This is a genomic window from Proteus cibi (genome assembly GCF_003144405.1).
Classification (GTDB): Bacteria; Pseudomonadota; Gammaproteobacteria; order Enterobacterales; family Enterobacteriaceae; genus Proteus; species Proteus cibi.
Genome location: NZ_PENW01000034.1, coordinates 267,953 through 280,147, shown reverse-complemented (window position 1 = coordinate 280,147; position 12,195 = coordinate 267,953). Strand labels below are relative to the sequence as shown.

At 40.6% G+C, this 12,195-nt stretch carries 12 protein-coding genes; all 12 read left to right on the top strand.

Annotation, left to right across the window (positions count from 1 at the left end; all coding sequences use genetic code 11):
* Positions 1-401 precede the first annotated feature (401 nt).
* The 12 genes from DK865_RS18335 (at position 402) to DK865_RS18280 (ending at position 12,175) form a co-directional block, all read left to right on the top strand.
* The gene (locus DK865_RS18335; RefSeq protein WP_023583046.1) at positions 402-989 is read left to right on the top strand and encodes a TetR/AcrR family transcriptional regulator; all 588 of its coding nucleotides are present in this window, start codon (positions 402-404) and stop codon (positions 987-989) included.
* Positions 990-1,015: 26 nt separating this feature from the next.
* Positions 1,016-1,876, top strand: coding sequence for a transcriptional regulator (locus tag DK865_RS18330; protein ID WP_109392536.1), 861 nt, complete (start codon positions 1,016-1,018; stop codon positions 1,874-1,876).
* Positions 1,876-2,394, top strand: coding sequence for a FidL-like protein (locus DK865_RS18325; protein ID WP_006536331.1), 519 nt, complete (start codon positions 1,876-1,878; stop codon positions 2,392-2,394). The genes DK865_RS18330 and DK865_RS18325 overlap by 1 nt, the downstream gene beginning before the upstream one ends.
* A gap of 664 nt (positions 2,395-3,058) precedes the next feature.
* The gene (locus tag DK865_RS18320) at positions 3,059-3,337 is read left to right on the top strand and encodes a BMC domain-containing protein (RefSeq protein WP_004249182.1); all 279 of its coding nucleotides are present in this window, start codon (positions 3,059-3,061) and stop codon (positions 3,335-3,337) included.
* 20 nt (positions 3,338-3,357) lie between these two features.
* The gene (locus DK865_RS18315; protein ID WP_006536329.1) at positions 3,358-3,642 is read left to right on the top strand and encodes a BMC domain-containing protein; all 285 of its coding nucleotides are present in this window, start codon (positions 3,358-3,360) and stop codon (positions 3,640-3,642) included.
* Between the two features lie 14 nt (positions 3,643-3,656).
* Positions 3,657-3,935, top strand: a complete 279-nt coding sequence (locus DK865_RS18310; RefSeq protein ID WP_006536328.1) for a BMC domain-containing protein — start codon at positions 3,657-3,659, stop codon at positions 3,933-3,935.
* Between the two features lie 73 nt (positions 3,936-4,008).
* Positions 4,009-5,676 carry an acetaldehyde dehydrogenase (acetylating) gene (locus DK865_RS18305; protein WP_109392535.1) on the top strand — a complete coding sequence of 556 codons (1,668 nt, stop codon included), beginning with the start codon at positions 4,009-4,011 and terminating at the stop codon, positions 5,674-5,676.
* A gap of 26 nt (positions 5,677-5,702) precedes the next feature.
* Entirely contained in the window at positions 5,703-5,966 is a 264-nt protein-coding gene (locus DK865_RS18300) for a EutN/CcmL family microcompartment protein (RefSeq protein ID WP_004245867.1), read from the top strand.
* 7 nt (positions 5,967-5,973) lie between these two features.
* Positions 5,974-7,122 carry a 1-propanol dehydrogenase PduQ gene (locus DK865_RS18295; RefSeq protein ID WP_109392534.1) on the top strand — a complete coding sequence of 383 codons (1,149 nt, stop codon included), beginning with the start codon at positions 5,974-5,976 and terminating at the stop codon, positions 7,120-7,122.
* Positions 7,123-7,178: 56 nt separating this feature from the next.
* Positions 7,179-10,607: a choline trimethylamine-lyase gene (cutC, locus tag DK865_RS18290; RefSeq protein WP_109392533.1), complete on the top strand. Its 3,429-nt coding sequence runs from the start codon at positions 7,179-7,181 to the stop codon at positions 10,605-10,607.
* A gap of 100 nt (positions 10,608-10,707) precedes the next feature.
* Positions 10,708-11,658 carry a choline TMA-lyase-activating enzyme gene (cutD, locus tag DK865_RS18285; RefSeq protein ID WP_023583041.1) on the top strand — a complete coding sequence of 317 codons (951 nt, stop codon included), beginning with the start codon at positions 10,708-10,710 and terminating at the stop codon, positions 11,656-11,658.
* Positions 11,659-11,671: 13 nt separating this feature from the next.
* Positions 11,672-12,175, top strand: a complete 504-nt coding sequence (locus tag DK865_RS18280) for a BMC domain-containing protein (RefSeq protein WP_109392532.1) — start codon at positions 11,672-11,674, stop codon at positions 12,173-12,175.
* Positions 12,176-12,195 lie beyond the last annotated feature (20 nt).

Below are 12,195 nucleotides of genomic sequence, written 5' to 3'. Positions count from 1 at the left end.
GATAAAAAGTAAAACTTAGTGCTTAATACATAAAGAGGATGTGTGATTTTTTATTTAAATAAAATTAACAAAGATGATTTATATAATTATATTAATGTCACAAAAATGGAAAGCATAAATGCAGAGGTAAATAGAAATATGACTATTTTGATAAAAAACAAATTATCATTTCTAATGATTGATGTTTTTTGATTATTATCAATTGTTATTTTATTTACCTTAAGTGATTTTAATATTTGAATCAAAGGTTATTTGTTTATTTTATTTTTTAAAAATAATTTAATTGAATAAATATAGGAATGTGAAGTCAACTGCATTATTTACATATAATAAGTACGAGTCTAAAAGGGATTGATTTTGATCAATAAGGAACATACCGACTGGTCGGTATCATCCCATGCATGAATACAACTGCGCATCACAGAAAAAAAGACCCTATCCGAGTTCAAGAACAATTATTGGAAGCGGCAAGCATTATTGTAGCAAATGAAGGGATCGCGTCTCTCTCTTTAAATGCCGTCGCAAAAGAAGCGGGTGTGAGTAAAGGTGGATTACTTCATCATTTCCCCGGAAAACTAGAATTGGTGCATGCGGTCTTTAAGCGTCTATTAGGTATTATGGATAGTCGCATTGCAGTTATTATGGAAAATGATCCTATTGAAGCGGGGCGTTTTTCTCGCGCCTATTTAACCTATATTTCTGATTTAAAGCAGTCAGATGAAAGTCGTCAATTAGCGATATTGTCTTTAGCCATGCCAAACGAACCTATTATGCGTAAATGCTGGCGAGATTGGATGTTAGATCATTTAGCCAAAGGCGATAAATTAGACAATAGTTATTTAGGGACATTAATTCGTTATGCCGCAGATGGTCTTTGGTTATCTGAATTAACAGAAGGCCCTACGATTTCCCAAGAAGAGCGCAGTGCATTAGTTAGACGATTATCTGAAATGACATTTGACTATATGGCAGACACAGCAAATCAGTAATTTTAATCAGGATGAATGAGGGCACAATGAAATACAAAATAAATGCCTTAATTTATTACGACGCAACGGATGGCGCGATATCATTAGAAAAAGAGCGTGTTGATACACATCTTTCTATTACCGCAAATGCGTTACTCTTTTATTTTATTCAGCATCCCGGCGTTGTTAATCGTGATGAAGTATTAAAACGGGTTTGGGATGATAATGGATTAGTTTCATCAAACAGTAATTTAAACCAATATTTGAGTTTATTACGAAAAACATTTCGTCATTATGGTATTGAAAATATCATTGTGACCATTGCGAAAGGGCGGTTAGAGTTTAATCCGGATATTTCAGTTGAACTTATTGATGATTCAACGCTATTACCTTCAACTCAAACAAATGAAGAAACGCCTATTTTAGTTAAGGATGAAAATCAAATCGCTGTTGAAACAACGACACCTTTATCTTTAACGCAAACTCAAACACCTGTAGTGTCTACGCAAGAAGATGCGCCTCAAAAAACACAGAAACCTGAAATTTGTTGGTATTTAGCCAGCATTGGTTTTTTATTAGGTACCGTATTTCTCACGGTGATCATCTTTTTTAATCAACATCAATCAAAGCCAATTTCACTGACACCATTAACACATAATGATTGTGAGTTACTTTCTAATGAAGCCATGATTAATTCCGCGGTCAGTGATAATTATGTTCGCAATTTTGATGCTGTAAGAAAGAAGCTTAATTTACAGTGTGTGAAAGGCGAGCGATTTGTTTTCTTTTATGGTGATAAATTACAAACAAATGGATTGGGGCGCGTATTTTTAGCTCACTGTGCGAAGAACGAAGATAACCCATTCAGTTATTGTGACAATTACTTTTATTATTCTTGGAAATACTAATGAAAATCTCAGGGAAACTTTTATGTTTTTTATCGGCCCTGATTTTTATCTTGGTCGCCACTTATGCAGCAACAAGATTATTAACCATTAAAAATGAAGGTGTCATGGTTTGCTCAACCAAGGGCATTATGCGTTTTGAGAATATGGAAGATGAAAATGTAAATGGTAATATTCATTTTTCATTTGGTGCTAATGGTAAAGGCTCCATTGTCGTTGAAGGGTATACTACTTCGAAAGCAGGATGGTTGTATTTACAACGCTATGTGAAATTTGATTACACAACTAAGCGTGTTTCACCGACAGAACGTCACTATTTTGTTAGCCAATGGGATGCGAGCGCATCATCAATTGATGAATCTCCAGATGTTATTTTTGACTATTTTATGCGTGAAATGTCAGACAGTCATGATGGATTATTTATTAATGCACAGAAGCTAAATGAGAAAACATTACTATTAAGTTCGCTTAACTCACCACTCTATATTTGTACCTTAAAGCCGGGTAGTAAATTCGATTAATTGTCCTGATTGTTCGATCTTATTTTTGCAAGGTGGCTTCTATATAGTCACCTTTTTATTGATCTAAAATTCAATATATCCTATCCACTCAATTCATCTTCTCTTCTCACACATTCTTAAATTTAGCTCTTTTGTCTATTCCGTGATTTGAACAGATTGTCTGCCTGATTCTTATAGTAAAGAGTACCCTCCTTTCTTGTTTATACACATGAGTAAAGGTTTAAATTTGATAAATACGTTATCAACAAAAAAATAGCACGATTTGTATATAGACTCGATTTAGCCTTTTTCAAATATTGATCTCACATTGAAATATCAGTGATATTCCGCACATCTTTCTTGTCGATATGTACTGCCTTTTTTCACCTTTTCAACATCCTTCTAACAAAGTTAATTTGCCTTTTTTTTCACCTCATTTTTATGAAAATGAATAAATTTATAATGATGAAAAAAACAAATTAACAGCATGGAACGATAAATAGAGAGATAAAAAACACTAAATTGCAGAGTTAAATTCTATATGTTGCAACATCATGGATTTATATTTTGTTTTCGTTTTTACGCGTTATAGTGATTTTGAAACCAACGTCTGCGTTTAAAAAATCACCACGCAGACACAATGGGCAAATGTAAACCGTTAAACGGCTTCTCGGAGGAAATGAAAATGGGTGATGCATTAGGTCTGATCGAAACCAAGGGTCTGGTGGCATGTATTGAAGCCGCTGACGCTATGTGTAAAGCCGCGAACGTTGAACTTATTGGCTATGAAAATGTGGGTTCAGGTCTCGTGACTGCGATGGTGAAAGGCGACGTGGGCGCAGTGAAAGCTGCAGTGGATTCAGGTGTGGAGTCAGCACAACGCGTGGGTGAAGTTGTTACATCGCTCGTGATTGCTCGTCCTCACAATGACATCAACAAGATTGTTATCAAACACAAGGCATAGTTTTTGCCTTAGGAGAACGTATGGGTGATGCATTAGGACTTATTGAAACTCAAGGGCTGGTGGCTTGTATTGAAGCCGCTGACGCGATGTGTAAAGCGGCAAATGTTGAGTTAATTGGCTACGAAAATGTGGGGTCAGGTTTAGTCACAGCAATGGTGAAAGGTGATGTAGGTGCCGTTAAAGCCGCTGTGGAATCTGGCTTAGAAGCGGCTCAACGTGTTGGTACTGTTGTGACTTCATTAGTCATCGCTCGTCCACATAACGATATTCAAAAAATCGTTGCCCAGTACAAAGTGACTGAATAACGAAGGAAATAAATATGAAAGAAGCACTAGGTCTAGTTGAAACCAAAGGTCTTGTCGCTTGCATTGAAGCTGCTGATGCAATGTGCAAAGCAGCCAATGTTGAACTGATTGGTTATGAAAACGTCGGTTCTGGTTTAGTGACAGCAATGGTGAAAGGCGATGTCGGTGCAGTCAATGCAGCGGTTGAGTCAGGTGTTGAAGCAGCAAAACGTATCGGCACCGTCGTGACTTCTCGTGTTATTGCAAGACCGCATAACGATATCGAGAAAATCGCACAACAGCACAAAGCCTGATTATTCAGGCGTGCTGTAAAGCAAAGAAATACGTTATTCAGCTAAATTTTTTAACTCCTGTATGGGGGAAGACATGGTTGCATTAGATAAAGATTTGCAATCCAGACAACTGGCTCGTGAGCTAGTTCGTAACGCGAAAAATGCACAACTGGTTTACGCTAAGTTTTCGCAGGAAAAAATCGACAGTATTGTAAAACACATTGCATTTGAAGCCGCTCGTCATGCTGAAGAGCTGGCGAAAATGGCGAACGAAGAAACAGGCTTTGGTAAGTGGGAAGACAAAGTTCTGAAGAACACTTTCGCATCATTGCGTGTGTATGAACATATGAAAGACATGAAGACCGTTGGCATTATCAATGACGATAAAGTGAAAAAAGTCATGGATGTTGGCGTGCCTTTAGGTGTTATCACGGCGTTAGTCCCTTCAACTAACCCAACATCAACCATTATCTATAAAACCCTAATTGCACTAAAAGCGGGTAATGCGATTATTTTCTCTCCGCATCCAAATGCAAAACAGTGCAGTTTCCGTGCGTTAGAAATTGTTAAAAAAGCGGCATTAGAAGCGGGTGCACCAGCAGGTATTGTTGATGGTGTGACATTACTGACTCTGGAAGCGACAAAAGAATTAATGCACAGCAAAGATGTGTCATTAATTTTAGCAACTGGTGGTGAAGGTATGGTGCGTGCAGCTTATGCATCAGGTACACCAACAATCAGTGGTGGTCCAGGTAATGGTCCTGCTTTTATCGAACGTAGTGCAGATATCAAAAAAGCCGTAAGCGATATCATCACCAGTAAAACATTCGACAATGGGGTTATCTGTGCATCAGAACAATCCATTATCGTAGAGCGTTGCATTTATAACGAAGTTCACCGTGAGCTATTAGCGCAAGGTGCTTACTTTATGAATGACGAAGAAGCAACAAAAGTGGCTTCAATGTTACTGCGTGCTAACGGCACAATTAACCCAGCCGTTGTGGGTAAAGATGCAATTTATTTAAGTCAGCGTGCAGGTTTTAGTGTACCCGCGAATACGCGTGTATTAATCGCATTACAAGATACTGTTTCACCCAAAAATCCGTATTCACGCGAAAAACTATGCCCAATCTTAGGGATGTATATCGAAGAAGATTGGAAATCAGCGTGCGATCGCGTGGTGCAATTACTGACTAATGAAGGTTTAGGTCATACCTTAGTGATTCATACTAAAAATGAAGATGTTATTCGTCAGTTCTCGTTAGAAAAACCGGTTAACCGTATTCTGATTAATACTCCTGCAGCATTAGGCGGTATCGGTGCGACAACCAATATTACGCCTGCACTGACTTTAGGTTGTGGTGCTGTTGGCGGTGGTTCTAGCTCTGATAACGTTGGTCCAATGAATCTACTGAATATTCGTAAAGTAGGTTATGGCGTGCGTACCGTTGAAGAGTTGAAACAACCTTGTCCTTTAGCACAAGAAGCTACTCAACCCGCTGTTTCTGCTTGTGCTGTTTCTAGCGCAAATCACCAGACCAGCATTCTTGATGATGACCGTTTTCGTTCACCTTCGTTAACCCCTGTTCATGCTGAATGTGCTACGGCACAACGTCAAACTCAAGGTGATGATCGCTTTGGTGCATCTCCTTATACCACGACAGTCAGCGCTTGTGCGCAGCAAGTGATTGAACAAGGTGATATTACCGAAGAAAACGTGGAACGCATTATCAAGGAAGTTCTCGGACGTCTGAGTAAGTAACTCATTGATATAAGGCGATATAAACCATGATCCTCGCAAAGGTAATCGGACACGTAGTAGCGACACAAAAAAGCCCAGAACTTAAAGGTAGCAATTTATTAATGATAGCGACCTTAGATGATGAGCTTAACCCACTGAAAAACAAAACCTATGTTGCAGTGGACAGCGTTGGTGCAGGTATCAACGATGTTGTGTTGGCTGAAGAATACTTCGCACTGAACAAAGATCGTTACAAGGCGATGTCAGTGGTTGCCATTGTTGAGAAGGTTTATCGGGACAGTAAGGAGTAATAACGACATGAGTGAGTTTCTGATAAAACCCAAAATTCAGTTTGGCACCAATGCACTGGATTTTCTTTCTGGATTAACTGCCCGCCGCGCATTTGTGGTGACAGATAAAGCAATGGTGAAGTTTGGCTTTGCGAATAAAGTCACTGACAAATTAATGCAACGAGGTATCGAATTCCAGGTTTACGATGATGTGGCGTCAGATCCGGATATTTCAGCCATCGTGAGTGGTATGAAGATCATGGATGCTCATTATCCCGACTTGGTTATTGCACTCGGTGGCGGATCAGTGATTGATGCCGCGAAAGCCGTTATGTACTCCCTCTGGCATACCCGTAAAGAGAGCAACAGAACAAAACCACAATTTATTGCGATCCCAACCACGAGTGGTACGGGATCTGAAGTGACCTCTTTTTCAGTGATCAAATCACGCAGTGAAAAACTGGTCTTGGTTGATGCGTTTATGTTGCCTGATGTCGCCATTCTCGATCCTGAGTTGGTGAAATCTGTGCCACCTGCCATTACTGCAGATACCGGTATGGATGTCCTTTGTCATGCACTAGAAGCGTATGTTTCTAAAGCTGCATCTGATTTTTCTGATGCGATGGCAGAGAAAGCCGTCAAGCTAGTCTTTGGTCATCTTATTGATTGCCACCATCAAGGTGACAACTTGATGGCTCGCGAAAAAATGCATAACGCATCTTGTATTGCAGGCATGGCATTTACTAACGCCTCGCTGGGGATTACTCACAGTCTTGCCCACGCATTAGGCGGTGTATTCCACGTTCCTCACGGTCGTGCAAATGCGTTATTGATGACACATGTCGTCGCCTTTAACGCCAATCTTCATGGTGATTGTAATAGTGAAGCAGCAAAACGTTACGCCTATCTTGCGCAAAGTCTAGGACTTCCGGCTAACACAGTAAGAGAAGGGGTAACCAGTTTAATCGTCGCCATTAATGTATTGAAAGATGAAATGGGTATGCCGAAGAGTATTCGCGATACCGGTGTCAGTGAAGCGGACTTTTATGCCCGTTTAACGGAAATGGTCGGACAGGCTTTACGAGATAGCTGTACGCCGACAAATCCGCGTGACGTGAACACACACCAATTAGAAACATTGTATCGTCAGGCATTTGCCGGTGTATCACACAGTTAATGCTCAACCGAATGAATACCGATTAGGTCAAGTAAAGAACATCAGGAGAGCCTCACATGGCCAAATATTCTTTGACGCCACGCGTAAAAATGCTGGCAGAACGTTTAGTTTCACGTAATAGCTCAATCAGTACAGAGCGTGCGACAATTTTTGATTCCTTAGACAACAGCATTGCAGGTGTTCCTCAAGCGATTAAACCTGCGCAACGTTTTTATGAGTTTATCCGCCATTTTCCAAGCTATATCGCACAAGATGAACTGATTATCGGCAGCCAGTCATCAACTCCACGCGGTGCGATTTTTCACACTGAAGATGAAGTACGTAGTGACTCTATCTACCGTTTCTTAAGTATTAACAATAGCGTTGCATCACCTGATTATATGCTGGTGGTAAACCAAGGTTTCTTAGCCATCAAAGCACAGCTTGAAGATAGAATTAGAAGCATTGGTAGTGCTGTAAATCGTAGCAGTATTGACGAAGCTAATTACTGTAAATCAGCGATTTATGCATGTGATGCAGCACTGTATTTTGCTCAAATTTTGTCTGCAAAAGCAGAGAACTTAGCCGCAATGGAAGGTAACCCATACCGTAAAGCTGAGTTATTAGAGAGTGCCGCTGTATTACGTAAAGTTCCTGCAAAACCTGCAGAAACTTTTAAAGAAGCGGTTCAAGTATTCTATTTATTGCAATTAGTCTTACATCTGGAAAATGGCAGTTATGCCATTAATCCAATGGGATTTGATAAAGCTCTTTATCCATTCTATCAACGTGATATCGACCAAGGTCGTTTAACACAAGCACAAGCCTATGAAATTGTTGAAAGCGTATGGTTGAAATTAGCTGAGCTTTCAGAAGTGCGTGCAACCAAAGAAATTGATGGTTATCCAATGTTTGATGCAATGACACAGGGTGTTGATATCAACGATCCACGAGTCAGCATTAACGAACTGTCAGAGATGCTGTTATCTGCTCGCGCTAATCTGTCAACCTTACACAGTTCACTGCAAGTACGTTTATATAATGGTCGTACGAATTCACAGCCTCAATACGCTGCACCTTCTGCAAACTTTGTTGCTCCAAGTGCAGATGCAGGTGAATTGAAAGTGATGGAAGGTTTAACGCCTCGCTTACAACGTTTACGTAATCGTTATTTAGAAGCACGTCCAAGTGTATCAATTTATAGAGCATTAGCATTTACTGAAATTGTGCGCAATAACCCAGGTTTACCGCCCATTTTACTGCGCGCTAAAGCTTTCCGTCGTGCATGTGAAACCGCACCTATCTTAATTCAAGATGAAGAACTGATTGTTGGACATCCTTGTGGAAAAGCGCGTGCTGGTGCTTTCTCTCCTGATATCGCATGGCGCTGGGTTCGTGATGAACTCGATACCATGAGCACACGTCCACAAGATCCATTCCAAATTTCAGAAGAAGACAAAAAAGTCATTCGCGAAGAGATTGTTCCATTCTGGGAAGGCCGTTCTTTAGATGAGATCTGCGAAGCACAATATCGCGAAGCGGGTGTGTGGGAATTTAGTGGTGAAACGTTTGTCAGTGACCTTTCTTATCACCAAATCAATGGTGGTGGCGATACTTGCCCTGGCTATGACGTACTGCTTTTCACTAAGGGCATGAACGGTATTAAAGCCGATGCACAAGCTAAACTGGCCGAGTTAAGCATGGAAAATCCTGCTGATATCGACCGTATCTACTTCTACAAAGCGTCTATTGAAAGCTGTGAAGGTGTGATTGCTTACGCACATCGTATTGCAGAACATGCGCGTGAATTAGCATCAAAAGAGAGTAATCCACAACGTCGTGAAGAGTTACTGACGATTGCTCAAGTCAACGAAAATGTACCCGCTAATCCACCAAAAACGCTGCAAGAAGCATTGCAAAGTATCTGGACTGTTGAATCACTGTTTGAAGTTGAAGAGAACCAAACGGGTCTTTCTTTAGGTCGTTTAGACCAATACTGCTTCCCAATGTATGAAAACGATATCAAATCAGGTCGTTTAACGCGTGAACAAGCACTGGAAATGATGCAAGCCTTTATCATCAAATGTGCTGAGTTAATGTGGATGTCGAGTGAGCTAGGTGCGAAATATTTCGCGGGTTATCAGCCATTTATCAACTTAACTATCGGTGGACAAAAACGTTCTGGTGGCGATGCGTGTAACGACTTAACTTACCTGATTATGGATGCTGTGCGTTTTGTGAAAGTGTATCAACCATCACTCGCATGTCGTATTCATAACCAATCTCCACAGCAATATATGGAAAAAATTGTTGATGTAGTCAAAGCCGGTATGGGCTTCCCTGCCTGTCACTTTGATGATTCTCATATCAAAATGATGCTACGTAAAGGCTTTGACTTTGAGGATGCGCGTGACTACTGCTTGATGGGCTGTGTTGAACCACAAAAATCAGGTCGTATTTATCAATGGACATCAACAGGTTACACCCAATGGCCTATCGCCATTGAGTTTGTATTAAATCGTGGTCGTATGGTGCTATTTGATAGCTATCAAGGTTTAGATACAGGCGATTTACGCGACCTGCGTACTTATGAAGATTTCGACCGCGCTGTAAAAGAACAAGTCGCACATATCGTTCGTTTATCGGCAATTGGTACTGTGATCAGCCAACGTGTTCACCGCGATGTAGCACCGAAGCCATTAATGTCTCTGCTGGTTGAAGGCTGTATGGAACAAGGTAAAGACGTCACGGCAGGCGGCGCAATGGTTAACCATGGTCCAGGTTTGATTTTCTCTGGCTTAGCAACTTACGTTGACTCAATGGCAGCAATCCGCAAGTTAGTTTATGAAGAGAGAAAATATACCTTAGAGCAAATCCGTGATGCGTTATTAGCTAACTTTGAAGGTCATGACGAGCTTTTACGTGACTGCTTAAATGCACCGAAATTTGGTAACGATGACGATGTTGTTGACCAATATGCGCTAGATATTACGGAATGGACTGAGCGTGAATGTCGTAAATACAAAATGCTCTACTCCACATTGAGCCACGGAACGCTGTCTATCTCTAACAATACACCAATTGGTGAATTAACCGCCGCGACGCCAAATGGTCGCTTCGCATGGAAACCATTATCAGATGGGATCAGCCCAACACAAGGTGCTGATAAACATGGTCCAACGGCGATCATCAAATCAATCAGTAAGATGAATGTTGAAACCATGAATATTGGTATGGTTCATAACTTCAAATTCCTGAAAGGCTTATTAGATACCAATGAAGGACGCCAAGGTTTAATTACCTTATTAAGAACGGCTTCAATTCTAGGTAACGGTCAGATGCAATTTAGCTATGTTGATAATGAAGTACTGAAAAAAGCACAACTTGAGCCAGAAAAATACCGCGATTTGATTGTTCGTGTTGCAGGTTACAGTGCTTACTTCGTTGAATTATGTAAAGAAGTTCAGGATGAAATTATCAGTCGTACTGTGATTGAGAAATTCTAATCATAGCCATAGGGATGGCAAAGGCTATCCCTTTTAATCGACAAGACAAGATTTAAATTTATCAAACAGGGATGTTTGATGCAGATTTGGAGGCGTAAAGATGGAGACGGCGGCAGAAACAAGAGGTCGGATATTTAATATCCAGAAATACTCTATTTATGACGGTGATGGTATTCGTACTCTCGTTTTTTTAAAAGGCTGTAATATCCGTTGCCCTTGGTGTTCAAATCCAGAAGGTCTTAGCAGTGAATTTCAGGTGATGTACTCTCACGACAAATGTGTCGATTGCGGTAAATGCGTTGATGTTTGTCCGGCGGGTGTGCATTACATGTCAACCAATGAAAATGGTAAACAAGTTCATCGTGTTGATCGCGGCGTAGATTGTATCGGTTGTCGTCAGTGTGAAGAAGTCTGTATCTCTGATGCGCTTGATATTATGGGGAAAGATGTTTCTGTCTCTGAGTTAATGAAAATCATCATGCAAGATTATGACTTTTACATCTCTTCAGGTGGTGGTGTCACAATCGGTGGCGGTGAAATGAGTTTACAAACTGATTTTGCGGTTGCGCTTTTGCGAGAATGTAAAAAGATGATGATCAATACCGCCGTGGAAACACAAGCAACCACTAATGTGGCTAATTATGAAAAATTAGCGGAAGTTGTTGATCAATTTCTAATTGATATCAAGCACATTGATACCACTCAGCATAAAGCATTGTTTGGTATTGGTAATGAGAATGTCCGCCGTAATTTAGAGCGTTTAATGGATCTCGGTGCAAATGTAGTTGTCCGTATGCCTTTAGTGCGGGGTTATAACGACTCTTATGATGCGATCACTGGCGCGATTAACTACGCAATGGAACTCTCAAAACGCGGGAATCTTCAGCGCATCGATATTCTTCCTTATCACCAATTTGGACGTAATAAATACGAAAAATTGGAAATGATTTACCCAATTAAAAATGACCCAAGTTATACGCCAGAAGAGTTAGACAGTTTAGAAGCCTTCTTTAAGAAATTTGATTTCGATATCCGTCTTGTCCGTCACTAAGTAGGAGAGAAAGATGAAGAGTTTAGGTGTGATTGAAACACGAGGGTTAACCGCAGCCATTCAAGCGGCAGATGCCGCCTGTAAAGCGGCAAATGTAGAAATTATCGGATACCGAAAAGTGGGTTCTGGTTTGGTATCAATCTGTTTTCAGGGTGAGATCAGTGCCGTAAGAACGGCGGTTGATCATGGTGTTGATGTCGTAAGCCAAAAAGAGCGGGTTATTGGATCATTAGTGATCGCAAGACCCGAGCCAAGCGTTATCACTAAATTGCTGACAGTAAAAAGTCAGAAAAAAGCCCCCGCTGTTGCTGAAAAAGAGCAAGAGACTGCGATTGAAACCGTCGTTAAAACCCTAGTTGAAGCCCCAGCTAAAAACGAAGTTGAGAACCTTGAAGCCCCAAAAGCAGTTGCAGATTTACAGACTCAAAATATTGCGTCTGAAACTAAGGCCGCTACAGATAAAGCATTAAGCAGTAAAAAAGCGATCAAACCAGAAGGCCGTAAAGGTAAAAAATAATGATTAATCAACAACTCATG